The organism is Pseudomonas sp. BGI-2, assembly GCF_004310295.1.
Lineage (GTDB): Bacteria > Pseudomonadota > Gammaproteobacteria > Pseudomonadales > Pseudomonadaceae > Aquipseudomonas.
This window is the reverse complement of sequence record NZ_SISB01000047.1, coordinates 20,218-44,982: the sequence shown is the minus strand read 5'-3', so window position 1 is coordinate 44,982 and position 24,765 is coordinate 20,218. Positions and strand designations below refer to the sequence as shown.

The following is a 24,765-nucleotide window of genomic DNA, read 5'->3' as shown; positions in this document are numbered from 1 at the left end:
CCAACGCGTCTTATGCTCAGCCCATGAACCTACAAAACGCTTTGCTTCCGCCCCACGCCGAGATGGTTCGCGCCATGCTCGAACGAGACACCGCCTACGAGGGGGTGTTCTTTACTGCCGTGAAGACCACTGGGATCTTCTGTCGCCCCAGTTGTACGGCGCGTAAACCCAAACCGGAGAACGTCGAGTTCTTCGCCCATGCCGATGAGTGCATGTCGGCGGGCTACCGCGCGTGTCTGCGCTGCAGGCCGCTGGACGCCGCCGCCATTGCGCCGGACTGGGTGCAGGCATTGCTCAAGTCGGTGGAGAGCGATCCCGACCTGCGCTGGACCGATGCCCAGCTCGTGGCCGAGGGCATCGAGCCGCTGAAACTGCGGCGCTGGTTCAAGCAGCATTTCGGCATGACCTTCCACGCCTGGCTGCGCACCCGGCGCCTGGGCATGGCGTTGGGTGGTATCAAACAGGGTGATTCCATCGACAACGCGGCGTTCGACTCGGGTTACGAATCCCTGAGCGGTTTTCGCGATGCGTTTCAAAAATCCTTTCACATCACACCGGGCCGCGCGGCAAACAGTGAACCGCTGCTGTTCACTCGCCTGATCACGCCGCTGGGGCCGATGATCGCCATGGCCGAACACCGTGGGCTGGTGCTGCTGGAGTTTCTGGATCGTCCGGCGCTGACCCGGGAAGTCGAAGAACTGCAAAACCGTTATGGCTATGCCGTGGCGCCGGGACACAACGCCCATTTGCAGCAGATTGAAGCCGAGTTGACGCAGTATTTCGCCGGCAAACTCACTGAGTTCCGCGTTCCGCTGCACCTGCCCGGCAGTGATTTCGCGCGGCTGGTCTGGGCCGAACTGGCAAAGATCCCCTACGGCCAGACCAGCACCTACGGCACCATCGCCGCCACACTGGGCAAGCCCGGCGCCAGTCGTGCAGTGGGCATGGCCAACGGGCACAACCGTCTTTCGATTGTGTTGCCCTGCCACCGGGTGACCGGTGCAGACGGCTCGTTGACGGGCTATGGTGGAGGACAACCGCGCAAGGCGTTTTTGCTCCGGCTGGAAAAAGCCGCCGTGCAGGTGACCGAACAACTCGCATTCTGACCCCTTGGTTTTCTCTAAAAAGTCATAAGGAAGGAGACTCGATGGACACGCAATTTCATCAACTGCACCACGACGGCTTGTTGATCCTCACCAACGTCGCCGATGCCACCGGGGCGCGCATCGTCGAGCAACTGGGCTGCAAAGCCGTGGCCACCAGCAGCGCGGCGGTGGCCTGGGCGCATGGGTATGCGGACGGCAATGCCCTGCCCCTCGAACGCCTGATATCGACCGTCGAATCCATCGCCCGCGTGATTTCGGTGCCGTTGACCATCGACGTCGAGGCCGGTTATTCCGATGACCTGACGCGGGTAGCCGAAGTCATCGAAGCGGTGATCGCGGCCGGTGCGGTCGGGATCAATATCGAGGACGGCGCTGCCTCGCCGGAGTTGCTGGTGCGCAAGATCGAAGTCGCCCGGCAGGTTGCCGATCGCCGCAACGTGAAGCTGTTCATCAATGCCCGCACCGACGTGTACCTGAGGGGCCTGGTGCCTGCCGAAGATCGCGTCGCCGAAACGCTCAAGCGTGCCGCGTTGTATCAGGCGGCGGGCGCCGATGGGCTGTTCGCAGCGGGCGTCACTGCAAAATATGAAATTGAGGCGCTGTGCCAGGGCACCTCGTTGCCGGTGAATGTACTTGGGCTGCCGGGTTTGCCATCGCCTGAAGAGCTGCAAGCGCTCGGCGTGCGGCGTCTGAGTGCCGGCTCGGGCATCGCCGAGTTTCTGTATGGCGCCATGGCCTCCCTGGCCAAAGGCTTTCTGCAGACCGGCAAACTCGACAGCAGCCACCTCAAGGCCTTCACGTATGGGGAAGTTAATGCTCTGTTGAAAATGGCCGGGAACACTTGATCGCCATGCCCGATCCCTACCTGCCCGCGACCGAGTTTCTGTCATCGATCGATGACGACTGGCGACGCCATATCGCCGCCGTCGGCCCGTGCCTGCATCAGCCCCATGCGGCTCGCGATCCGTACGAGTCGCTGGTGCGGGCGATTGCCTATCAGCAACTGCACGCCAAGGCTGGGGATGCGATTGTCGGTCGGTTGCTGGCTTTGTTTCCGTCGACGACGTTTCCAAGGCCCGAGCAGATTCTGGCGACAGGGTTTGATCAACTGCGCAGTTGCGGGTTTTCCGCGGGCAAGATCGCCACCATTCAAGGAATTGCGCAGGCGGCTTTGGACGGTGTGGTGCCGGATTACGCAACAGCACTGGCGATGGACGATGAGGTGCTGATCGAGCGCTTGATCACCTTGCGTGGGGTTGGGCGCTGGACGGTTGAGATGCTGCTGATTTACAGCCTGGAGCGCCCGGATATTTTGCCGGCGGATGACTTTGGAGTGCGCGAGGGGTATCGGCGGCTGAAGGGGCTGGAGGTTCAGCCTACGCGCAAGCAGATGGTTGAGATCGGATTGGCGTGGAGTCCGTATCGCACGGTGGCTTCCTGGTATTTGTGGCGGATGACTGGCAAATAGACCGCGTTATCGTTCTTCGCGAGCAAGCCCGCTCCCACATTGGAAATGCGTTCCCTAGTGGGAGCGGGCTTGCTCGCGAAGGCGATTTCACAGTCACCGCAGCACCCAAAGCCAATCACAACCCGGATTTCAACCGAGTAAACGCCCGAATCAGCGCCCGGTTGAATGCCTTGCCATTGTCATTCTTGCTATATAACGAAGCCCTCACCTGCGCCGACGGATACGTCCCCGGATCATTGCGAATCGCCGGATCGATCAACCCATCCGCCGCCGTAATCGCGTTGGCGTAGTGAATGGTGTCAGTGATAGGCGCAATCACTTCGGGCGTCATCAGGTAATCCATCAACGCCAGCCCGGCCTCGGGGTGCGGTGCATCCTTGGGAATGACCATGGCGTCGAACCAGATCAGCGTGCCCTCTTTCGGTATCCGGTAGCTGAGCTTGAACGGCTTGTTCGCCGCTTCGGCCTGCCCGGCCGCAATGGCCACGTTGCCGTTCCACGACATTGCCACGCAGGTGTTGCCGTTGGCCAGGTCGCTAATGTTCAGGTCATTGTCAAAATAGCGAATGTACGGCCGAATCTTCGCCAGCTGTTGCTCGGCCAGTTTCAGGTCATCGAGATTCTGCCTGTTGATGTCCAGGCCCATGTACTTCATGACCGCGGCGAAAACCTCGTTGGGATCATTGAGCAGGCTGACCCCGCAATCGGCAAATTTCGACACCACGGTCGGGTCGAACAGCATCGCCCAACTGTCCCGTGGCGCGTCCGGCAGGCGCTGCTTGATCGCCTCTTCCTGATAGCCGACGCCGGTAGTGCCCCAGGCGTAGATCCCGGCGTAACGATTGCCCGGATCGAACGCCGCCATGTGTTGGCGGAACTCCGCCCCTACGCCGGCGAAGTGCGGCAATTGCTGCGGGTTCAATGTCTGAATTGCCCCGCTCTGGATCGCCCGGGACAGGTGCTGCCCCGCCGTCAGCACCAGGTCATAACCGCTGCGGCCGGTCAGCAGTTTGGTCTCGACGGTTTCCAGGGAGTCGAAGTGATCGACCACCACATGGATGCCGGTTTTCTTCTCGAAATTGGTCAGGGTATCCGGGGCCAGGTACTCGCCCCAGATGTACAGGTTCACTACCGGTTTCGCGGAGTCGGCGGCCTGCACACACAAGGGTGCAAGCACCAGCAATAACGCTTGAGTCAGTTTGTGCAGGCCCATGTTTACACCCCCTTCCCGGCGTATTGCGGCATGGTGATGCAGGCGACATTGCCGCCACCGAGAAGGATTTCCCGAGAGTTTTCGATGCCGACGATTTTGTGTTGCGGGAACAGTTCGGCCAGGGTCGCCTGCGCCGCCTGATCATTGCGATCACCAAACAGCGGCACCACGATCGAGCTGTTACCGGCGTAGTAATTGATGTACGACGCGCAGATTTGGGTCCCGGCCTGACGGGTATGAGTGCTGTCCTGCTGGTCGAGGCCCTCGGCTTCTTCAGCGGTCCACTCCAGCACATCCGGTTGCGGCAGCTTGTGCACGATCAACTCGCGGCCACGGCTGTCGCGGGTGCTGCGCAGAATGTCGTAGGCCTCTTGATAGATCTCCCACTGCGGGTCATCGCGATTGTCGGTCCATTGCAGCACCACTTCGCCGGGGCGCACGAAGCAAGCGAGGTCGTCGACGTGGCCGTCGGTTTCGTCGAACTTGCAACCCCGTGGCAACCAGATGATTTGCTCGGCGCCGAGGTAGTCGGTCAGACGGCGTGTGACTTCTTCCTTGCCCAGATGCTGGTTGCGATTACGGTTGAGCAGGCATTGTTCGGTAGTGAGGATGCTGCCTTGGCCGTCACTCTGGATCCCGCCCAGTTCGGCAATCAACGGCGCGCGATAACGGTCGAAGCGTTCGATTTCTAGGATTTTGCTGGCGATCTGATCGTCCTTGTCCCACGGGTAGTACAAGCCGCCGTCGAGACCGCCATAGGCGTTGAACTCGAAGTCGACGCCGCGCACTTCACCGCTGGCGTCGTTGACCACAAAGCACGGGCCGCTGTCGCGGAACCAGGTGTCGTTGCAGGTCATTTCCACGACTCGCACCTGCGGCGGCAACTGGCGGCGAGCGGTGGCGAATTGCGCGGCCGAAGCACACACGGTCACAGGTTCGCTTTGGGCAATGGCGGCGACGATTTGCACCCAGACCTTCTGCGCAGGCTTGGCACCGTTGCGCCAGACGTCGGTGCGCTCCGGCCAGCCGAGCCAGCAACCGGCCTTGGTTTCGAATTCGCCGGGCAGGCGGAAGCCGTCGAGTTTCGGGGTGGAATCGAGCAAGCGTGCCATGGTCAGACCTCATCAACGGGGATTGGAATGACCACAGGCTAAGGTCGTCGGCACCCTCCTCGCCAACGATGATTATTTCGGAATACTTGAATTCAACTCATCAATCGATCAACTGATCGTTGAACCATTCCAGCATCTGCGCCACAGCCGGACGCTCCAGGCGCACCCGCTCACACACCAGTGCATATTGCCCGAGCGCGGTCATGCTGGCGGTGAAGGGCCGGACCAGACGACCGCTGAGCAAGTCTTCCTGGGCCGTCAAATTGTCGCCCATGGCCACGCCCTGACCTTGCACCGCGGCTTCCAGCGCCAGGCCCGCATGGGCAAAATACAGTTGCCGTTCGGGACGCTGATCGCCGGCATGACTGGTGAGCCATGCGGTCCAGGTCTTGCCGTCCTGATCGTCGTGCAGCAGGCAATGGCGCGCCAGGTCCTTGGGTGTTTTCAGGGTGCCCTGGTTGAACAAGCCGGGGCTGCACACCGGGAAGAATTGCAGCGCCGGCAAGGGTCGGACGAAGTACGCGCTACTGTCGACCGGACCCGTGCCGTAGGTGATCGCCAAGTCAATGTCTTCCCCCGGTGCCGTGGCGTCGATCGGTTGTTCGTAGAGGTGCAGCGTGATGTGTGGATAGCGCGCGTAGAAGTCCGTGAGGCGACTCATCAGCCACTTTTGCGCCAGCTCGGCGGTGACCGCCAGACGCAACACGGCCAGCGAGGACGGGTCGCGCAATTCATCGCAGGCTTCTCCGATCAGCTCGAAGGCTTGCTGCAGGCTTTGCATCAATCGGCCAGCGGCCATGGTCGGGCGAATTTGCCGGCCTTCGCGGATGAACAGCGAAACGCCCAAGTGCTCTTCGAGCTGGCGGATTTGATGGCTGACGGCGCTGTCGGTGACGCACAGCTCGGCGGCTGCGCGGCCGAAATGGGCGTGACGGGCGGCGCATTCGAAGGTTCTGAGTGCTGCTAAGGAAGGCAGTCGTCGCATGAATTCAGCCCCGGTGATGAAGGCGACCATGCTGCCTTGGGTATTGTTGGGCGTCCAGTCAGACCGAGTTATCGTTCTTCGCGAGCAAGCCCGCTCCCACAGTTGAAATGCGTTCTCCTGTGGGAGCGGGCTTGCTCGCGAAGGGGCCGGTACATTCACCACAAATCCTGCTGCCCATCACCCACCCTTATCCACCATGACTTCCCCCCAAACCCGGCGCATGTTGGTGCCTCAACCGGAGGGATTCGCCATGCTCAATGCACTCAAACAGATCAACTCAACCTCAGCCTTCAACCGCTGGGCCGGTTTCGAAGTGACCGCTGCCGCGAGCGGCGAAGCCGAGCTGACCCTGGCTTTTCGCGAGGCCGACATGGCGCAATATGCCGGTTTTCTCCACGCCGGCCTGATCGGCGCGTTGCTCGACACGGCCTGCGGATTCGCAGCAGGAACGGTGGCCGGCAACGTGCTCGCTTCGCACTTTTCGGTGAACTGCCTGGCGCCCGCCGTTGGTGAAGTGTTCATCGCTCGGGGTCGGGTGGTGAAGGCCGGTAAGAAACAGGTGTTCGCCCGCGCCGAGCTGTTCGCGCAAACCGGCGACCAGTTGAAACTGGTGGCGACCGGCGATGCGATTCTGGTGCCGGTCGAGGGACGCTGACGGTCTAGGCTGTCTTGGGTAAACCCAACCCTCGTCGGAGGTTCCCATGCAACTCGAAGGTTCGTGCCATTGCGGCGCTGTGTCGTTCAGTTTGACCAGCGCCCACCCCTACCCGTATCAACGTTGCTACTGCTCGATCTGCCGCAAGACCCAAGGCGGTGGCGGTTACTCGATCAATATTGCCGGTGATGCCGCCAGCCTGAAAGTCCACGGTCGCAAGCACGTCGCGATCTACCATGCGCAACTCAAGAACGAAGGCGACAAGCGCGCCCATCGCAGTAGCCTCGGCCGGCATTTCTGTTCGGTCTGCGGCTCGGGCTTGTGGGTGTATAGCCCCGAATGGCCGGAGCTGATTCACCCGTTCGCGTCAGCCATCGACACCCCGCTGCCGGTGCCGCCGGAACACACGCACTTGTTGCTCGGTTCCAGGGCGCCGTGGGTAGAAGTCGAAAAGCGCTCAGGAGACAAGCAGTTCGACGTCTATCCCGAGGAGTCCATCGCCCAATGGCATGAGCGTCTGGGTTTGAGCCGCTGAAGCCGCGTCACAGTCTTTGACAGTTTCCCGACAAAGCTCTCAAAGATTGCGGGCCAGCAGCCGCCTAGCATGGGCGTATCCAATCTCCCTTCGGGTACTCCCATGTTACGTTCGCTGCCTCTGTCGTTGACTTCGCTTGCCCTGCTCTTTCCCGCCGACTCATTGCGCGCTGAAGACTGGCAATACACTTTACGCGCCGGTGCCGCCAGCGTGCCGCGTTACAGCGGCAGTGACGAGCGCGTGGTCGCGCCGCTGCTGGGCGCCAAGGTTGTCAGCCCGTATGGAATCTTTCTGGACACTGAAAAGGGATTGGGCTGGGCGTTCGATGAAGACGACTTCGGCCTGAGCGTGTACATCGGCGCGAGCGATGTGCGCAAGGATCGCAAGACCGGCTTCAAAGGCTCGGATGAGCTGGACGGCATGGGTTCGATCAAGTCGCGACCTGTGTTGGGTCTGGACGGGACTTACCACATGGGCCCGATCATTCTCGGTGCCAGTTTTGAGCATGCGCTGGAAAAGGACGATGATGATCACGACACCGGCACTGCCTGGAATCGTCTGAAGCTGAGCATCAGCGCGCCGTTTTATGAGGGTGATTACGGCAAGGTCGTGGGCAGCCTGAACAGTCAGTTTGGTGACAGCAATTACGTGCGCACCTGGTATGGCGTGAGTGCCGCCCAGGCTTCGCGCAGTCAGTTCAGGGCGCATGACACTCACGGTGGGCTGGTGAGTCGCGGAGCGGATTTGACCTGGTCGTTGCCGATCAATGAGCAATGGAGTGTTTCGACGGTGCTGGCCGTGCAGTATCTGGCGGGTGATGCGGCGGACAGTCCGATTGTTGAGCGGCGGATGCAGACTTCTGTGGGTGGGCAGGTGGAGTTCACCTTCTGACAATGCTTTGTTGCTGATGGCCTCTTCGCGGGCAAGCCTCGCTCCTACAGGATTCAGTCGCTCAAATAATAGGTGTACGACTTCGGATCTGTAGGAGCGAGGCTTGCCCGCGAAGGGGCCGGTGAGATCGACACAATTAATCCAGATGCGCCCACGTCATGCGAAACGACGCCCCACCCCACGGCGAATCCGCCACTTCCACTTGCCCGCCATGGGATTGCGACACCCGTCTGACCAACGCCAGCCCCAGACCAAACCCACCCGTGCGGCGGTCGCGGCTGGCGTCCAGGCGCGAGAACGGTTCGAAGATTTTCTCGCGCCCGTCCACCGGCACGCCCGGGCCATCATCGTTGACCAGCACTTCGTAGCGATCACCGGTACGGACCAGCGACACTTCCACCCGCCCATCGGCATAACGAATGGCATTGCGCAGCAGATTGATCACCGCGCGGGCCATGAAGCGCGGTTCAAGGCGCACCTGATCGACCTTACACTCGACAATCAACAACTGCACCCCGGCGGCCTCGGCCTCCAGCGCCACGCTGCCGACCACGCTGTCCAGCCAGCTGTTGGCCTGAATATTTTCCCGAGTGATGACCGTGGCGCCGCGCTCAAGGCTGGCGTAGGTCAACAGCTCGGAAACCATCTCCTCCAGCTCGCCAAGGTCGGCGTACATGTCGGCAATCAGCTCGCGGTTCTGGGCCGGATCGGGTTGTTGCTTGAGCTGATCGAGTTCGAAAGACAACCGGGCAATCGGCGTGCGCAGCTCATGGGACACCGCGTTGGTCAGCTCGCGCTGATTGGCGATCAAGCCTTCGATGCGCGCCGCCATCAGGTTGAAGTGTTCGGACAAATCACGAATGTTCGAGCGCTTGGACAGCTGGATCCGCGACGACAGGTCGTTATCGCCAAAACGCTCAGCCGCCAGGCGCAGCTTCTCCAGGTCTCGCCAATGCGGCCGAACCCAGAACATCAACACGAAACCGATCATCACCGCGATCATCAGATACGCCGCAGCGATGTAGAACGGCATCAGGCTGGGCTCGGCCGGCAGCTTGATGCTGAGCAACTGAGAACCTTCGTCGATGCGCGAGATAAACTGCGTGTACTTGTCGCGAATCACCAACAGCCCCAGGGCCAATTCGGCTTTCTCCTGATCGGTCAGGGACAGTCGACCGCTCTCGACCAAGGTCAGGCCCAAGCCATAGTGGGGGCGCACCGCGTCCAGTTGTCGCTCCCGGTCCGAAGCGTCCAGATCGCGTAACTGCTCGACCAGCGACCAGGCCTGGCCACGCACCGCCTCGCGGTTGTAGCTCTGCATCTGACCGTCGAGCAGCGCGTCGAACGTGCGCTCGACCGTTTGCAGCCCCAGTACCAGGCCAACCGTCATCACCAGAAACAGCCCGAGAAATAACCGCAGCATTTACAGCTCCCACGCAAACGGATTGAACAAGTAACCCTTGCCCCAGATGGTCTTGATGCACACCGGTTCGCGCGGGTTGTCCTTGAGCTTGCCGCGCAACTTGCTGATGTAGACGTCGACACTGCGGTTGAGGCCGTCGAAAGCGATGCCGCGCATGCGGTTAAGGATGTCGTCGCGGGACAGAATCTTGCCGGCGGCACTGGCCAGCAACCACAGCAGCTCGAATTCCATGGTGGTCATTTCAATGACATCGCCCGCCAACCGCACCTCGCGACAGCTGCGGTCAATGCTCAGGTGGCCGAATTCCAGGGCGCTGCACACGCTGCTGTCCGGGGTCTGACGCCGTTGCAACGCACGCAGACGGGCCAGCAGCACCGGCGGTTTGATCGGTTTGATCACGTAGTCGTCGGCGCCGGACTCCAGGCCGAGGATGTGATCGAGGTCATCTTCCTTGGCCGTGAGGATGACGATCGGCGTGTCGGACACGCTGCGGATCTCGCGGCACACGTGCAAGCCGCTCTGACCCGGCAGCATCAGGTCAAGCACGACAACTTTCGGTTTGAACTCGAGAAATGCGGCCAGCGCGAGGTCACCGCGATGCACCTGTCGGACCTCAAAGCCATGTTGGGACAGGAAATGCGCGATCAGCCCGGCGAGCTTCTCGTCGTCTTCCACCAGCAATACTTTGCCAAAACCCAGGTTATCCATAGCTGCCGTCTGCTGCCCCTTGTGTGAAGTGGGCGGCATTATGGCGCCAATCGGTGACGGGACGGTTATGACGGGCAGCAAAAACCGGCCTCGGGGGCCGGTTTTGGGTGATGTTTCATGTTTTTAAGAGTTTTTAAGAGTTTTTAACAATGTTGAATCAAAGCATGACGTTTTTTGTAGGAGCGAGGCTTGCCCGCGAAGGCGATCTCAAGGACGCCTTCGCCGGCAAGCCGTGCTCCTACAGGGTTATGCGGCGGCCGGGACGCCACTGTGAAAACGGAACTCCACGTCCGGCGACTCAATCAACTCCTGCTCGGCAGCGCGAACCCGGTCTATCACCTGGGCAATGTCCTTGGCATCACCGTACTGGTAAGCCAGTTTCAGGTAACCCTGAAAATGTCGCGCTTCGCTTTTCAACAAGCCGAAATAGAATTTGCCCAGTTCTTCGTCCAGATGCGGCACCAGCGCCTCGAAACGCTCGCAGCTGCGGGCCTCGATAAAAGCGCCAACCACCAGGGTGTCCACCAGTTTGACCGGCTCGTGGCTGCGCACCACTTTGCGCAGACCCGAGGCGTAACGCCCGGCCGAAAGCTGACGCAACTCGATTTTGCGTTTTTTCATCAGGCGCATGACCTGCTCGTGGTGCACCAGCTCTTCCCGGGCCAGGCGCGACATCAGGTTGATCAGGTCGACGTGGGAGTGATACTTGGCGATCAGGCTCAACGCCGTGCTGGCCGCCTTGAACTCACAGTTCTTGTGGTCGATCAGCAGGGTTTCCTGATCGGCAAGCGCGGCCTGGACCCAGCCATCGGGGGTGCGGCAGCCGAGGAACTCGTGAATTTCGGGAAGGATCATGGGGCTCACGGAATAAAAAGGTATAAATCGAAGGGCGCCGATTATACCGGCCTGCCGCAAGACCACCAGTCGCGACCGTTGATATGCATCAAGTACCGGGTTGGCGGCGAACAACTATAGTTGTCCAACGCAGTATTCTTTACCTTCCTGGAGATCCCGATCATGCAAGCCATTCGCAGCATCCTGGTGGTCATCGAACCCGAACACTCGGAAAGCCTGGCGCTCAAACGGGCCAAACTGATTGCTGGCGTGACCCAGGCGCATCTGCATCTGCTGGTGTGCGATCGCAAGCATGACCACAGCGGCATGCTGGGCGTGCTCAAGGCGGCCCTGCTCGAGGACGGCTATAGCGTCACCACCGAGCAGGCCTGGAATGAGAGCCTGCACGAAACCATCGTCGGTGTGCAGCAGGCTGAAGGCTGCGGGCTGGTGGTCAAACAGCACCACCCCGACAGCCCGTTGAAAAAAGCCCTGCTGACCCCGGCAGACTGGAAATTACTGCGTTATTGCCCGACACCCGTGCTGCTGGTGAAAACATCAAAACCGTGGACGGGCGGGGTCATTCTGGCGGCAATCGACGTCGGCAATACCGATGGCGAACACCGCACCTTGCACGCCTCCATCGTCGATCACGGTTACGACATCGCCAGCCTGGCCAAGGCTCGTTTGCACGTGGTCAGCGCCCATCCGTCACCGATGCTGTCGGCGGCCGACCCGACGTTGCAGCTCAGCGAAACCATCCAGGCGCGCTATCGCGAGCAGTGCAAATCGTTTCAGGCCGAGTTCGATATCGATGATGAACACCTGCACATCGAGGAAGGCCCCGCGGATGTGTTGATTCCGTTCATGGTGCACAAGCTTCAGGCGGCCGTGATCGTCATTGGTACTGTCGCGCGGTCCGGGCTGTCCGGGGCGTTGATCGGGAATACGGCGGAGGTGGTGCTGGATGCGGTGGAGAGCGATGTGCTGGTGCTGAAGCCGGATACGATCATGGATCATCTGGAGGAGATTGTGACTCAGCATTGATACAGGCGGCGCCAATAAGGACGCCTTCGCGGGCAAGCCTCGCTCCTACAGGTTATCGGTGTTGTCATGATCGACGCATGACCTGTAGGAGCGAGCGGTGCGGCGATCCGACTTGCCCGCGAAGCTTTTAAGATTTACCCACCGAAAGCGTCTTTGAGGAAACCGGGCGCTATGTAGCGCTGGTAATGCGCCTCAGACAGCAAAAAGAATTCCCGATCAATGGCATCGCGCAACTCCGGCAAGTTCCAGTCGCGAAACTCCGGCATCAGCACCATCCCGTAGGCTTCCAGATTGTTGATCACCCGCGCACCACGGGCGATCAGCTGATAAGCCCAGCAATATTCGGACTGATGCGGCACAAAGCGGATCTTGCGCTGCTCCAGCTGCAAGCGCAGGCGCTGGGCATCGAAAACCTCCAGCTTGCTGGCCATCACCTGGGACAACAGCTGCTCAAGACGCAGCCACACCGCGCGCTTTTCCTCCTCGTTGTAACCATTCCAGTTGATCACTTCATGGTGGAAACGCTTGCAGCCACGGCACACCAGATCACCGTAAACAGTGGAGCAGAGGCCGACGCAGGGGGTCTTGATGGTCTGATTGGGCATAGGTAGGCAAAACACGGGAAAGCAGAACAGGCCGGCATGTTAGCCCTTTGTCCGGCATTCATCACCCCTCAAAATGCAGGGGCTCAGGGTCTGTGGGACTTCGGTGACGCCCGTAAGGGATGCCCGCGCGTTGCTTCGCACACGTCGGCCCGGCAACGCGGCTCGCCACCAAAGTCCAATAGCCCCTGACTTACCTTTAATTTTTTTTTGCCGTAGAATCAGCCAGCCTTTTAAGGCGCCAATGTCCGTTAGAAGCTGTTTTCAAAGCGTCACGAGCACAGTCGTTCCTTCAGAGCGGTGTTGGCGATGGGTTTTTCCAGCGGGGAAAAGCCAATCGCCAACCCTCATCAGCTCCCGTTCTGCAGGCGTAAAACTTTGAAAGCAGCTTCTGTAAGGAATTGTCGGTAATTCTGGCTAAGTGGCCCACAACGCCACGCAGCGCATGAGTACGGCAATTTCGGGATGAGCGTCCCGGACACCCATTTGGGACCACTGATGAGGGTAATAACTGTGCTTGAAGCCTACCGCAAACATATCGAAGAGCGTGCAGCACTGGGTATCGTTCCCCAGCCGCTAAACGCCGAACAAACTGCAGGCCTGGTTGAGCTGCTGAAGAATCCCCCGGCTGGCGAAGAAGCTTTCCTCGTTGACCTGATCACCAATCGAATTCCGCCTGGTGTGGACGAAGCGGCCTATGTAAAGGCTGGTTTCCTCTCTGCCCTCGCCAAAGGCGAAGCAAAATCCCCTCTGATCGACAAGAAACGCGCTGTTGAACTGCTTGGCACCATGCAAGGCGGCTACAACATCGTGACGCTGGTTGACCTGCTCGACAGCGCCGAACTGGCCCCTGTCGCTGCCGCTCAACTCAAGCACACCCTGCTCATGTTCGATGCGTTCCACGATGTTGCGGAAAAAGCCCGCAACGGCAACGAACATGCCAAAGGCGTGATCCAGTCCTGGGCTGACGGCGAGTGGTTCCGCAACCGCCCAACCCTGGCCGACAAGATCAGCCTGCGCGTGTTCAAGGTCACCGGCGAAACCAACACCGATGACCTGTCCCCTGCTCCGGACGCCTGGTCCCGCCCGGACATCCCGCTGCACGCCCTCGCCATGCTGAAAATGGCTCGTGAAGGCATCGTGCCTGACGCCCAGGGCGTTACCGGCCCGATGAAGCAGATCGAAGAAATGCGCAACTCCGGTTTCCCAATCGCCTACGTCGGTGACGTGGTCGGTACCGGTTCGTCGCGTAAATCGGCCACCAACTCGGTGCTGTGGTTCTTCGGCGACGACGTTCCTAACGTTCCGAACAAACGTGCTGGCGGTTTCTGCTTCGGCAGCAAAATCGCTCCGATCTTCTACAACACCATGGAAGATGCCGGCGCACTGCCGATCGAATTCGACGTCTCCAACATGCACATGGGCGACGTGATCGACCTTTACCCGCATGCTGGCAAAGTCTGCAAACACGGCACCGACGAAGTCCTGACCACCTTCGAAATGAAGACCCCGGTGCTGTTGGACGAAGTTCGTGCTGGCGGCCGTATTCCGCTGATCATCGGCCGCGGTCTGACCGACAAGGCCCGTGCCGAATTGGGCCTGGGCCCTACCGATCTGTTCAAACTGCCTGAAGCACCTGTCGACACCGGCAAAGGCTTCACCCTGGCACAGAAAATGGTCGGCAAGGCTTGCGGTCTGCCAGAAGGCAAAGGCGTTCGTCCAGGTACTTACTGCGAACCGAAAATGACCACCGTCGGCTCTCAGGACACCACCGGTCCTATGACCCGTGACGAACTGAAAGACCTGGCGTGCCTGGGCTTCTCGACCGATCTGGTGATGCAGTCCTTCTGCCACACCGCGGCCTATCCAAAGCCGATCGACGTGACCACCCACCACACCCTGCCAGACTTCATCATGACCCGCGGCGGCGTTTCCCTGCGTCCGGGCGACGGCATCATCCACAGCTGGTTGAACCGCATGCTGCTGCCGGACACCGTCGGTACCGGTGGTGACTCGCACACCCGTTTCCCGATGGGCATTTCGTTCCCGGCCGGTTCCGGCCTGGTAGCGTTCGCCGCAGCCACTGGCGTGATGCCGCTGGACATGCCGGAATCGATCCTGGTGCGCTTCAAAGGCAAAATGCAACCGGGCGTCACCCTGCGCGACCTGGTTCACGCCATTCCTTACTTCGCGATTCAGGCTGGCCTGTTGACCGTTGAGAAGAAAGGCAAGAAGAACGCCTTCTCCGGCCGCATCCTGGAAATCGAAGGCCTGGACAACCTGAGCATCGAGCAAGCGTTCGAGCTGTCCGACGCCTCGGCTGAACGTTCGGCTGCCGGTTGCACCATCAAGCTGTCGAAAGAGTCGATCACCGAGTACCTGAACTCCAACATCACCCTGCTGCGCTGGATGATCGGCGAAGGCTACGGCGATGCTCGTACCCTGGAACGTCGTGCTCAAGCGATGGAAGCCTGGGTTGCCAACCCTGAGTTGATGGTTGCCGATGCTGACGCCGAATACGCTGAAATCATCGAAATCGACCTGGCCGACATCAAAGAGCCTGTGCTCTGCGCGCCAAACGATCCGGACGACGCCCGTCTGCTGTCCAGCGTTGCTGGCGAGAAGATCGACGAAGTGTTCATCGGTTCGTGCATGACCAACATCGGTCACTTCCGCGCTGCCGGTAAATTGCTGGATCAGGTCAAGGGTCAGCTTCCAACCCGTCTGTGGCTGTCGCCGCCGACCAAAATGGACGCTCACCAGCTGACCGAAGAAGGCTACTACGGCATCTACGGCAAGGCCGGCGCACGCATGGAAATGCCAGGCTGCTCGCTGTGCATGGGTAACCAGGCACGTGTAGAGCCGAACTCCACTGTGGTGTCGACGTCGACCCGTAACTTCCCGAACCGTCTGGGTGACGGCGCGAACGTTTACCTGGCTTCGGCTGAGCTGGCGTCTGTTGCTTCCATCCTGGGTCGCCTGCCGACCGTCGAGGAGTACATGGAATACGCTGGCAAGATCGACAGCATGGCGGCCGATGTCTACCGCTACCTGTCCTTCGACCAGATCGCCGAGTTCCGTGAAGCTGCTGCGAACGCCAACATTCCGGTCGTTCAAGCCTAACGCTGCAACGCAATAGAAAACGCCGCCCATCGTGAGATGAGCGGCGTTTTTTTATGCCTGAACAAGTATGGGGTTCACAGCTTGGCTTACTTGAGGATCGAGTCGCCCCAATCGCGAGCAGGCTCGCTCCCACAAGGACCGCGCAAAACCTGTGGGAGCGAGCCTGCTCCGGGCGGCGTTCCGACGATAGCGGACTCTCATCCCCCACAGAATCCATCAGGCAGTCAGCGAATAGATCAACGCCGAAATCGCCACCAAACCAACCGCCGTCACGAACACGTTGGACGCTTGGCCACGGAACCGTGCCATCGCCGGCACCTTACGGATCGCGTACATCGGCATCAGGAACAGGATCGCCGCGATGACCGGGCCGCCGAGGGTTTCGATCATGACGAGGATACTCGGGTTCAGCGTGGCGACAATCCAGCACACCACCAGCATGAACGCGGCAGTCATGCGGTCCAGGGTCTTGGGCGCCGGGCGTTTGCCGCTTTTCATGATCAGGCCTTTGAGGCCTTCACTGGCGCCGATGTAGTGGCCCAGGAACGACTTGGAAATCGCCACAAAAGCAATCAACGGCGCCGCAAACTCGATGGTCGGGTTGCTGAAGTGGTTGGCCAGGTACGACAGGACCGACAGGTTTTGCGCCTTGGCTTCCGCCAGTTGCACCGGCGACAGGGTCAGCACGCAGCTGAAGACGAAGAACAGCACCATCACCACCATCAAGGCGTGGGCCCGGGACAGGATCTGCGAGCTGCGCTCTTCAGCGTGTTCGCCGTAACGACGTTTCTGGTCCACCGCAAACGCCGAGATGATCGGCGAGTGGTTGAACGAGAACACCATCACCGGAATCGCCAGCCACAGCGTGTGCAGCAGCGCCGACGGTTCAGGCAGGGTCGACGCGGTGGCCAGGATGCCGCCGTTCCAGTGGGGAATCAGGAACACCGCCAGGAATAGCAGCGCCACAATGAACGGATAGACCATCAGGCTCATGGCCTTGACGATCATTTGCTCGCCGCAACGCACCACGGCCAACAGGCCGAGGATCAATACCAACGACAGCACGGCGCGTGGTGGCGGCATGATGTGCAGTTGATGCTCGAGGAAACTGCCCACGGTATTGGTCAGGGCCACGCTGTAGATCAGCAGGATCGGGAAGATCGCGAAGAAGTACAGCAAGGTGATCAGCGCACCAGCCTTGATGCCGAAGTGTTCTTCAACCACTTCGGTGATGTCCGCGCCTTCGCGTCCGGACAGCACAAAACGGGTCAGGCCACGGTGCGCATAAAAGGTCATGGGGAACGCCAGCACCGCCAGGATCAGCAACGGCCAGAATCCGCCAAGGCCCGCGTTGATCGGCAAAAACAGGGTACCGGCGCCGATTGCCGTGCCAAACAGGCCCAGCATCCAAGTGGTGTCATGGCGATTCCAGCGGGTGAGAGTCGCTGGTGTCGCCGCTACATAGCGCTCGTCGACGCTATTGGCCTGATCTTTCATCCGGTGGGATCTCCGCATTCCGGTCATTTGCTACCCGGTCAGGACGAGTCGGAAAAATCCGACGGGCAGCGCCCTGGCCGAAACAGGGGCGCGATTGTCCGGGATTAATGAACAGAAGCAAAGACTTAGCTGAGGAGTGGTTGTGCGGATCAGATTTCGGAGTACTTTATCAAATAGATGTTTAAAAAAATCTATTTGATAAAAAATCAGCGTCAGGTACTTTCAACCCTGCCTGCTGACCAGCAGCCTAAGTGCGGAGCCCTCCCATGCCACTCGTTCGCGTCGACATCAAAAAGCATCAAGACCCCACTTTCGCCAAACGTGTCGGGCAGTTGATTTACGCCGCCATGCACAGCTCGATTGGCGTGCCGGAAAACGATAATTTCCAGATTCTTGCCGAGCACGATGAACAGCATTTCATCTTTGATCCCGGCTACCTGGGCATCAGTCGAACCGACAGCCTGGTGGTGATTCAGATCACCCTGAGCGAAGGCCGCACCGTCGAGCAGAAGAAACTCCTCTATAAAACCATCGCCGAAAGCCTTAACGCGGAACTGGCGGTGCAGCTGGAAGACGTCTTCATCAATCTGGTGGAAGTGAAGAAAGAGAACTGGTCGTTTGGCAACGGCATCGCTCAATACGCCCTTTGAGCGGCCTGACACGCGACCCACTGCCCCCAAGATGCAGTCATCCACACACCCTCAACACCTGTGAGCCGCCATGCCTCGAGTCTCCCGTAAACAAGCCGAACTCAACCGCGAGATCATCGTCGAAGCCGCCACGCGGCTGTTTCGCGAGCGCGGCCTGCACGGGATCAGCGTCGTCGATGTGATGGGTGCGGCGGGTCTGACCCATGGCGGGTTCTATGGCCATTTCGAATCCAAGGAAGCGCTGGCGAAAGAAGCCTGCACTCGGGCGTTCACGCAGTCGATGGAGCGCTGGAAACAGAAAATCGATGCCAATGACGACAGCGTCTCGGCGCGCACGAGCATCATCGCGCCCTACCTGTCGTCGGCCAATCGCGACAATCCGGGCGAAAGCTGCCCGGTGACGGCGTTTGCCGGGGACATGTGCCATGAAACCGCCGAAAGCGGTTTGCACCAGACCTACACCCAAGGGCTGGAAGCCTTGTTGCAGATACTCATTCCCTTGATGGGCGCCGGTCAGCCCGAAGCCAATCGCCAACAAGCCTTGGTGGAGTATTCCTTGATGGTCGGCGCTTTGACCCTGGCCCGCGCCACACGCGGGGACGGGTTGTCCGATGAAATCCTCGACGCCGCCCGGAATTTTCTGACCTCGCAAGGTTAATCAATCTGACCAACAGCATGTGCGATCCCTGGTAATTGCTAAACTCTTCTGGAATCAGCAATCTGAAGCAACATTCGAGATCCGACATTCAATATCCACAGGAGCCCCGCATGCCTGCAACTGTTCTGGTACTGGTTGAAACCATCAATGACTACTTGCCGATTCTCGAACATCAGGGCTTTCACCTGATTCTGGCCCCGACGCCCGCCGAACGCGTCGCCGCCATCACACGGCATGGCGCCCAGATCGATGCGGTATTGACCCGCGGCCCATTGGGCCTGTACGCCGATGAAATCGCCGCCCTGCCCAACCTCAAGATCATCTGCGTGATCGGCGCCGGTTACGAACACGTCGACCTGCAAGCCGCCGCCGACCGGGACATCACTGTCACCAATGGCGCCGGCGTCAATGCCTCTTCAGTCGCCGACCATGCCATGGCGATGTTGCTGGCGCTGGTGCGCGATATTCACCGATGCGACGCCGCCGTACGCCGCGGCGAGTGGCCGAAGATCATGCGCCCTTCCCTGGCCGGCAAGCGCCTTGGGATTCTCGGCCTCGGTGCAGTCGGCATGGCCATCGCGAAACGCGCCGCCGCAGGCTTCGACATGACCGTGAGCTACCACAACCGCCAACATCGCAGCGACGTCCCTTATACCTTCTGCTCGACGCCGACCGAACTGGCACGCGCCTCGGACTTTTTGATCATCGCCACGCCCGGCGGCCTTGGCACCAAACACTTGATCAACAAACAAGTACTCGACGCCCTGGGCCCCAACGGGTTCATCGTGAACATTGCCCGAGCCTCGGTAATTGCCACCGCAGACCTGGTCAGCGCGCTTGAACAACGACGCATTGCCGGTGCCGCACTGGATGTGTTCGATGCCGAACCTCACGTGCCGGATGCACTCAAGGCGCTGACCAATGTGATCCTGACGCCGCATGTCGCGGGATTGTCCCCGGAAGCGACTCAAGGCACCGTTGAGCTGGTGGGACAGAACCTGATGGCGTTCTTTGCCGGCCTGCCGGTATTGACGCCCATTGCCTTGCCCGCGCCGCTCACGACCGCACACGTTCGCTGAGACTAGAGGACGCCCAACAGCGTCCAGAGGCGCCGGGATTCGGCGTCGGCCGACATCAGTTCGCCCGGCAGCTCGCTCAGGGGCTTGTTGCCCCACTCCACCCCGCACTTGATCAAATACGGGACGGGGCTGTGGGGTTCGGTGCGCGCCAGGTACTCGGCAATCAACGACTTGCGCACAGCCCATTTCGAACCTCCTTCCTGGAAGCACTCTCTCCCGTTGAACCATCGTCCCCCGCGCCTGTTCTTGCGCATCAGGAACACTGATTATCCAGCAACACGCTAACCTATAAGACCGTGCCACGCTTGTGGCGCCCCCGGCGCACCCATTAGATTAGCCAATGATGTCTGGCCTCCAAAATAAGCAGAAGGGATAAGCATGGCGCTTACTGACCAGTCCACCCGTATCCGCACCGGCGAAGAACTCAATGCCAGCCTGATCGATCCGTACCTCAAGGCCCACATTCCGGGCTTAAGTGGCGTGCCTGTGATCAGCCAGTTTCCCGGCGGTGCGTCGAACCTGACTTACCTGCTGGAATACCCGGAGCAGGAGTTTGTCCTGCGTCGACCGCCGTTTGGCCACAAGGCCAAGTCCGCACACGATATGGGCCGCGAGTTTCGCATCCTCAATCAGCTGCGCGACGGTTTCCCGTATTGCCCCAAAGCCTATGTGCACTGCACCGATGAAACGGTGATCGGCGCCGAGTTCTATGTGATGGAACGGGTCAACGGGATCATCCTGCGCTCCGAACTGCCGCCGGAACTGGGCCTGGACTCGGCGAAAACCGAAACCCTGTGCAAAAGCTTCATCGACAAGTTCGTTGAACTGCATCGGGTCGACTACAAGGCTTATGGCCTGGGCGACCTCGGCAAGCCCGAAGGCTATGTGGCGCGGCAGATCAAAGGCTGGAGCGATCGCTACGAAAAAGCCCTGACCCCGGACGCGCCGAAGTGGGAAGCGGTCAAGGCCTGGCTCAACGACAAGATGCCGGCCGATCACCCGACTTCCAGCATCGTCCACAACGACTACCGCTTCGACAACGTGATCCTCGACCCGAACAACCCGATGCAAATCATCGGTGTACTCGACTGGGAGCTCACCACCCTCGGCGACCCGCTGATGGACCTCGGCAACACCCTCGCCTACTGGATCGAAGCCGCAGACCCGGCGCCGGTGCAACTGATGCGACGTCAACCGAGCCACGCCGCGGGCATGCTGACCCGCCGCGAATTCGTCGATTACTACGCCGAGCGCTCCGGCATCCAGATCGACAACTTCGACTTCTACTACACCTATGGCCTGTTCCGTCTGGCCGGCATCGTGCAGCAGATCTACTACCGCTTCTTTCACGGTCAGACCCAGGACAAACGCTTCGCGCAGTTCATTCACATGAACAAACTGCTGGAGCAGATGAGCCTGCAAGTCATCTCGAAATCCAGCCTCTGATCGCGCGGCTCTGATTACATTCCCTGGCCTCTATAACAAGGAAAAACCACGTCCAAGACTCAGTTGTTCGACCTCGACGGCAAAATCGCATTCGTCTCCGGCGCCAGCCGCGGCATCGGTGAGGCCATCGCCAAATTGCTGGCCCAGCAAGGCGCCCACGTCATCGTCTCGAGCCGCAAGCTCGACGGCTGCCAACACGTAGCCGACGCGATCATCGCCGCCGGCGGCAAAGCCACCGCCGTCGCTTGCCACATCGGTGAAATGGAACAGATAAGCCAGGTCTTCGCCGGCATCAAGGAACAGTTCGGGCGCCTGGACATCCTGGTCAACAACGCCGCGACCAACCCGCAGTTCTGCAACGTACTGGACACCGACCTCAGCGCCTTCCAGAAAACCGTCGACGTCAACATCCGCGGCTACTTCTTCATGTCGGTCGAAGCCGGCAAACTGATGCGCGAAAACGGCGGCGGCAGCATCATCAACGTTGCGTCGATCAATGGCATCTCGCCGGGTATCTTCCAGGGCATCTACTCGGTGACCAAGGCAGCCGTGATCAACATGACCAAGGTGTTCGCCAAGGAATGCGCGCAGTTCGGCATCCGCTGCAATGCCTTGTTGCCTGGGCTGACTGACACCAAGTTTGCGTCAGCACTGGTAAAGAACGATGCGATCCTGAAGACCGCGTTGCAGCAAATTCCGCTCAAGCGCGTGGCCGATCCGAGTGAGATGGCCGGTGCCGTGCTTTATCTCGCCAGCGATGCGTCGAGCTACACCACCGGGGTTTCGTTGAACGTGGATGGCGGGTTCTTGTCCTGATTCATTTTTCTGGATGAACAAAAGGCCGTCTTGGGGCTAATGCCGATAAGTTAAAGCGTTGAACGCCGCAATCCTTGTGGGAGCGAGCTTGCTCGCGATAGCGGTTTAACATTCAGCAGGTGTGTTGCCTGCCAGTCCGCTATCGCGAGCAAGCTCGCTCCCACAGTTTTGTGCTCTGATCGGTATTAGTCTTAGGGCTGCTTTTTTGTTCACGTTGATCGTTCCCACGCTCTGCAAAGGAACGCCCAACTAAAGAATATTTATTCCGACGATTGCAATAAGCGAATATTTATTCCATAAAGTGCCTTCTGAAAATAAAATTCAAAAGGCCTTCCATCATGCGCGAACTCGGAATCGGACTCATCGGCACAGGTTTCATGGGCCGCGCTCACGCCCTGGCCTTTCGCAATGTCAGCGCAGTGTTCGAACTCCCCCTCAAGCTCAAACTGGCCGCCCTCGCCGACGCCGATCCACACCGAGCACGGCACTGCGCCGACGCCTGGGGTTTCGAAACCGCACACACCGACTGGCAACAGCTGATCGATGACCCAAAGGTCAATCTGATCGCCATCACCACCCCCAATCATCTTCACTACCCCATGGCCATGGCCGCCCTCGCCGCTGGCAAACCGGTGTATTGCGAGAAGCCTTTGGCGGTGAATCTGCAGCAGGCCAACGCCATGCGTCAGGCGGCGAAAGCAGCGGGCGTGGTGACGCGGGTGGGTTACAACTATCAGCACAATCCGATGATCGGGCTGGCCCGGGAGCTGATCGACAGCGGCAAGCTGGGGCAGATCATCAGTTTCCAGGGTGAGTTCAGCGAAGACTTCATGGCTGACCCCGCTTCGCCGTGGTCCTGGCGTTGCGACGCCGAGCACGCGGGCGGCGCACTGGCGGATCTGGGCAGTCATTTGCTGGCAATGGCGCGCTATCTGGTGGGCGATGTCGAATCCGTATGCGCCGACACACAAACCGTACACCGGCAGCGTCCAGCGACGACGGGCAGCCAGGAACAACGGCACATTGCGGTCGACGATCAGGTCCACGCGTTGCTGCGATTTGCCAACGGCGCGCGCGGTACGTTCAGCAGCAGTTGGCTCAAGCATGGCTACAAGAATCACCTGAGCTTCGAGGTCAGCGGCACCGAAGGCACGCTGGCGTTCGATCAGGAGCGTTTAAACGAGCTGCGGCTTTTTCGCGCCGGTCAGGACGGTTTCCAGCGGTTGCTCGCGGGGCCGAATCTGCCAGGTTACGCGGCGTTCTGTCCGGCGGCGGGGCATCAGTTGGGATACAACGAACTCAAGACGCTGGAAGTGCATGACCTGGTGATGGCGCTGGCCGGCCTTTCCAAGGGTGGCACTGACTTTGAGCAAGCGTGGGAAGTCGAACGCCTGGCGACGGCAATCCGCTTGGCGGCCAACGAGTCACGCTGGGTCAGCATCGAGGACGTCTGAAGCTCAGGCGCCCATGACTTTCGGCAACTGCCAGCCGTAACTCACCGACAGCAATCGCAACGCCAGGCACGCTACCCCCGCCAGCAACGCGCAGGCCACGGGCGGTACACCGCAACGCCGTCCGATAATCAGCACGGCGGCGCCGACAAAGGCCGAACTCGCATACAGATCGGCCTGCAACACCACCGGCACCCGCGCCAGCACGATGTCGCGCAGCACCCCGCCACCCACGCCGGTAATGGTGCCCATGAGCATCGACACAAACGGCGAGATGCCAAAATTCAGCGCCTTCTGCGCCCCGGCCACGGCGAACAACGCGAGCCCGGCGGCGTCCAGCACGATCAACGTCGAACCGGACCAGCTCAGCACCTGTTCATGCAGGACAAATGCGACCCCACCCATCAAAAAGGCCAGCGCCGGATAACGCTAATCGGCGACGGCATTGGGTGGCGTGGCGCCGATTAACAAGTCCCGGGTGACCCCACCGCCCAGAGCGACGATGAAGGCATCACCATCACCCCAAGCAGGTCGAGGTTGCTGCGCATGGCGCTGATCGCGCCTTCAACGGCAAACACCGCGGTGCCAACCAGGTCGGCCACCAACACGATTTTTTCAACACGGGGCTTCAACGATGCAGTCGCCCTGGCTTACTGCGTGACGCAACGGGTCAGCGTCGTTTCCCGGGTCACTTCCTCGGTCACTCGCGCGTCACCCATCACATCGGTTTGCTCAGTAGTTTCGCAAGTGCGTTCCGGAATAGGCGGTGGTGCCGCAGGCGGCAGAGGTGGCGGACTGGCGCAACCGCTGAGAATCGCTACGCAGAAGGCGAGCGACAGAGGCGAAAAAGCACGTTTCCCAAGACTGTTCATAGGCTGTCCCGCGATAAGTAATCGACACTTTCCGCGACCCGACACACCTACCGAGAAGCCGCGGATTGGTCACAGAAAACAATACCCTCGCATTTCTTATAGCCTAGCCAGCCGCCAATGCCAGCAAACAAGGCACTTTACCCCTTTTCAACCCTGAAAAACGACAGATCCTACGAAGCAGCGTCCGACCGCTGGTGCAAGCTGTTGCTCTCGAGCTCATAACGCAGCTCATCAATCAACGTCGTGACCGCTTCCGGGGTTCTGAGGTGCTCGACACTCAACCCACTGACCACCAGATCCACCTGCCCCGACACCGGGTGATACAGTTTTACCGTCACCGAGTTGTCACCCGACACGCTGCAATCACAAGCCAGCGGGGAAAAGTGCTGTTCCAGTTGCGCACGCAATTGCGTCAGATAAATCATCGCGATTCACCCATGGGCCGGCTGACCCCGTCGACTGAAAACCTGTTGAATTGGCCGAGCATGTGACTGTTCCTTAAGCTGTTTCGTAGAGGACACAACACCGGCAAAAGACCCGTGTCGCACCCTTACAGACTAAGAATTGCCACCGTCCGCCAAAACATCCATTTGC

The 24,765-nt window shown here is 59.9% G+C and carries 25 protein-coding genes and 2 pseudogenes; 14 read left to right on the top strand and 13 right to left on the bottom strand.

All coding sequences use genetic code 11. The features are described 5' to 3' along the window. The first annotated feature begins 23 nt into the window (after positions 1 to 23). From EYC95_RS25570 to EYC95_RS25560, 3 genes are read left to right on the top strand one after another with little or no spacing between them, the layout of a single operon-like run. Entirely contained in the window at positions 24 to 1,106 is a 1,083-nt protein-coding gene (locus EYC95_RS25570) for a bifunctional transcriptional activator/DNA repair enzyme AdaA (protein WP_131062800.1), read from the top strand. Between the two features lie 41 nt (positions 1,107 to 1,147). Further along, positions 1,148 to 1,951, top strand: coding sequence for an isocitrate lyase/phosphoenolpyruvate mutase family protein (locus EYC95_RS25565; RefSeq protein ID WP_131062799.1), 804 nt, complete (start codon positions 1,148 to 1,150; stop codon positions 1,949 to 1,951). Between the two features lie 5 nt (positions 1,952 to 1,956). Continuing rightward, positions 1,957 to 2,574, top strand: coding sequence for a DNA-3-methyladenine glycosylase (locus EYC95_RS25560; RefSeq protein ID WP_131062798.1), 618 nt, complete (start codon positions 1,957 to 1,959; stop codon positions 2,572 to 2,574). 115 nt (positions 2,575 to 2,689) lie between these two features. Here the strand turns inward: EYC95_RS25560 and EYC95_RS25555 are convergent, their stop codons facing one another. The 3 genes from EYC95_RS25555 to EYC95_RS25545 form a co-directional block, all read right to left on the bottom strand. Beyond that, positions 2,690 to 3,787 (bottom strand): extracellular solute-binding protein, encoded by a 1,098-nt coding sequence (locus EYC95_RS25555; RefSeq protein ID WP_131062797.1) that lies wholly within the window; start codon positions 3,785 to 3,787, stop codon positions 2,690 to 2,692. 2 nt (positions 3,788 to 3,789) lie between these two features. Further along, the gene (gene aguA / locus EYC95_RS25550) at positions 3,790 to 4,899 is read right to left on the bottom strand and encodes an agmatine deiminase (RefSeq protein ID WP_131062796.1); all 1,110 of its coding nucleotides are present in this window, start codon (positions 4,897 to 4,899) and stop codon (positions 3,790 to 3,792) included. A gap of 100 nt (positions 4,900 to 4,999) precedes the next feature. Then, entirely contained in the window at positions 5,000 to 5,884 is an 885-nt protein-coding gene (locus EYC95_RS25545) for a LysR substrate-binding domain-containing protein (protein WP_131062795.1), read from the bottom strand. 250 nt (positions 5,885 to 6,134) lie between these two features. Between EYC95_RS25545 and EYC95_RS25540 the strand changes: the two genes are divergently transcribed. From EYC95_RS25540 to EYC95_RS25530, 3 genes are all read left to right on the top strand, one after another. Next, positions 6,135 to 6,539 (top strand): PaaI family thioesterase, encoded by a 405-nt coding sequence (locus EYC95_RS25540; RefSeq protein WP_131062794.1) that lies wholly within the window; start codon positions 6,135 to 6,137, stop codon positions 6,537 to 6,539. Positions 6,540 to 6,585: 46 nt separating this feature from the next. Beyond that, positions 6,586 to 7,074 (top strand): GFA family protein, encoded by a 489-nt coding sequence (locus EYC95_RS25535; protein ID WP_131062793.1) that lies wholly within the window; start codon positions 6,586 to 6,588, stop codon positions 7,072 to 7,074. Between the two features lie 102 nt (positions 7,075 to 7,176). Further along, positions 7,177 to 7,965 carry a MipA/OmpV family protein gene (locus tag EYC95_RS25530; RefSeq protein WP_131062792.1) on the top strand — a complete coding sequence of 263 codons (789 nt, stop codon included), beginning with the start codon at positions 7,177 to 7,179 and terminating at the stop codon, positions 7,963 to 7,965. Positions 7,966 to 8,101: 136 nt separating this feature from the next. Here EYC95_RS25530 and EYC95_RS25525 read toward each other — a convergent pair whose 3' ends face one another. The 3 genes from EYC95_RS25525 to EYC95_RS25515 all read right to left on the bottom strand — a co-directional run bounded on the left by EYC95_RS25525 (position 8,102) and on the right by EYC95_RS25515 (position 10,951). Next, complete coding sequence (locus EYC95_RS25525; protein WP_131062791.1) at positions 8,102 to 9,388, bottom strand: ATP-binding protein; 1,287 nt, start codon at positions 9,386 to 9,388, stop codon at positions 8,102 to 8,104. Then, positions 9,389 to 10,096: a response regulator gene (locus EYC95_RS25520; RefSeq protein WP_131062811.1), complete on the bottom strand. Its 708-nt coding sequence runs from the start codon at positions 10,094 to 10,096 to the stop codon at positions 9,389 to 9,391. It abuts the gene before it with no gap. Positions 10,097 to 10,342: 246 nt separating this feature from the next. Continuing rightward, entirely contained in the window at positions 10,343 to 10,951 is a 609-nt protein-coding gene (locus EYC95_RS25515) for a tRNA-(ms[2]io[6]A)-hydroxylase (protein WP_105345386.1), read from the bottom strand. Positions 10,952 to 11,113: 162 nt separating this feature from the next. Here EYC95_RS25515 and EYC95_RS25510 point away from each other — a divergent pair, with 162 nt between their 5' ends. Then, on the top strand, positions 11,114 to 11,977 hold the full coding sequence (locus EYC95_RS25510; protein ID WP_131062790.1) for a universal stress protein: 864 nt from the start codon (positions 11,114 to 11,116) through the stop codon (positions 11,975 to 11,977). Positions 11,978 to 12,111: 134 nt separating this feature from the next. Here the strand turns inward: EYC95_RS25510 and EYC95_RS25505 are convergent, their stop codons facing one another. Then, a complete protein-coding gene (locus EYC95_RS25505) occupies positions 12,112 to 12,582 on the bottom strand; it encodes a DUF1289 domain-containing protein (protein WP_131062789.1) in 471 nt (156 codons plus the stop codon). A gap of 510 nt (positions 12,583 to 13,092) precedes the next feature. Here EYC95_RS25505 and acnB point away from each other — a divergent pair. Then, complete coding sequence (gene acnB, locus EYC95_RS25500) at positions 13,093 to 15,702, top strand: bifunctional aconitate hydratase 2/2-methylisocitrate dehydratase (RefSeq protein ID WP_131062810.1); 2,610 nt, start codon at positions 13,093 to 13,095, stop codon at positions 15,700 to 15,702. Positions 15,703 to 15,918: 216 nt separating this feature from the next. Here acnB and EYC95_RS25495 read toward each other — a convergent pair whose 3' ends face one another. Next, complete coding sequence (locus EYC95_RS25495; RefSeq protein ID WP_131062788.1) at positions 15,919 to 17,199, bottom strand: serine/threonine transporter; 1,281 nt, start codon at positions 17,197 to 17,199, stop codon at positions 15,919 to 15,921. Between the two features lie 266 nt (positions 17,200 to 17,465). On the opposite strand from EYC95_RS25495, the gene EYC95_RS25490 reads away from it, so the two are divergent. The 3 genes from EYC95_RS25490 (at position 17,466) to EYC95_RS25480 (ending at position 19,586) form a co-directional block, all read left to right on the top strand. Further along, positions 17,466 to 17,849, top strand: coding sequence for a tautomerase family protein (locus EYC95_RS25490; RefSeq protein WP_131062787.1), 384 nt, complete (start codon positions 17,466 to 17,468; stop codon positions 17,847 to 17,849). Between the two features lie 70 nt (positions 17,850 to 17,919). Continuing rightward, positions 17,920 to 18,507 (top strand): TetR/AcrR family transcriptional regulator, encoded by a 588-nt coding sequence (locus EYC95_RS25485; protein WP_131062786.1) that lies wholly within the window; start codon positions 17,920 to 17,922, stop codon positions 18,505 to 18,507. Between the two features lie 110 nt (positions 18,508 to 18,617). Continuing rightward, the gene (locus tag EYC95_RS25480) at positions 18,618 to 19,586 is read left to right on the top strand and encodes a 2-hydroxyacid dehydrogenase (RefSeq protein ID WP_131062785.1); all 969 of its coding nucleotides are present in this window, start codon (positions 18,618 to 18,620) and stop codon (positions 19,584 to 19,586) included. A gap of 2 nt (positions 19,587 to 19,588) precedes the next feature. Here the strand turns inward: EYC95_RS25480 and EYC95_RS25475 are convergent. After that, positions 19,589 to 19,753 (bottom strand): annotated as a pseudogene (locus EYC95_RS25475) (type VI secretion system protein TssA); the annotation flags it as partial. A gap of 211 nt (positions 19,754 to 19,964) precedes the next feature. Between EYC95_RS25475 and EYC95_RS25470 the strand changes: the two are divergent. The 3 genes from EYC95_RS25470 to EYC95_RS25460 all read left to right on the top strand — a co-directional run bounded on the left by EYC95_RS25470 (position 19,965) and on the right by EYC95_RS25460 (position 23,302). After that, on the top strand, positions 19,965 to 21,032 hold the full coding sequence (locus tag EYC95_RS25470; protein ID WP_131062784.1) for a phosphotransferase family protein: 1,068 nt from the start codon (positions 19,965 to 19,967) through the stop codon (positions 21,030 to 21,032). A gap of 63 nt (positions 21,033 to 21,095) precedes the next feature. Continuing rightward, complete coding sequence (locus EYC95_RS25465; protein WP_131062783.1) at positions 21,096 to 21,848, top strand: SDR family oxidoreductase; 753 nt, start codon at positions 21,096 to 21,098, stop codon at positions 21,846 to 21,848. Between the two features lie 338 nt (positions 21,849 to 22,186). Then, positions 22,187 to 23,302, top strand: coding sequence for a Gfo/Idh/MocA family protein (locus EYC95_RS25460; RefSeq protein ID WP_131062782.1), 1,116 nt, complete (start codon positions 22,187 to 22,189; stop codon positions 23,300 to 23,302). A 3-nt stretch (positions 23,303 to 23,305) separates the two neighbouring features. Here the strand turns inward: EYC95_RS25460 and EYC95_RS25455 are convergent, their stop codons facing one another. The 4 genes and pseudogenes from EYC95_RS25455 to EYC95_RS25445 all read right to left on the bottom strand — a co-directional run bounded on the left by EYC95_RS25455 (position 23,306) and on the right by EYC95_RS25445 (position 24,596). Continuing rightward, positions 23,306 to 23,704: a trimeric intracellular cation channel family protein gene (locus EYC95_RS25455; RefSeq protein WP_256656999.1), complete on the bottom strand. Its 399-nt coding sequence runs from the start codon at positions 23,702 to 23,704 to the stop codon at positions 23,306 to 23,308. Positions 23,705 to 23,728: 24 nt separating this feature from the next. After that, positions 23,729 to 23,847 (bottom strand): annotated as a pseudogene (locus EYC95_RS30755) (TRIC cation channel family protein). Between the two features lie 102 nt (positions 23,848 to 23,949). Beyond that, positions 23,950 to 24,171 (bottom strand): hypothetical protein, encoded by a 222-nt coding sequence (locus EYC95_RS25450; RefSeq protein WP_131062781.1) that lies wholly within the window; start codon positions 24,169 to 24,171, stop codon positions 23,950 to 23,952. A gap of 170 nt (positions 24,172 to 24,341) precedes the next feature. Beyond that, positions 24,342 to 24,596 carry a DUF1652 domain-containing protein gene (locus EYC95_RS25445; protein ID WP_131062780.1) on the bottom strand — a complete coding sequence of 85 codons (255 nt, stop codon included), beginning with the start codon at positions 24,594 to 24,596 and terminating at the stop codon, positions 24,342 to 24,344. Positions 24,597 to 24,765 lie beyond the last annotated feature (169 nt).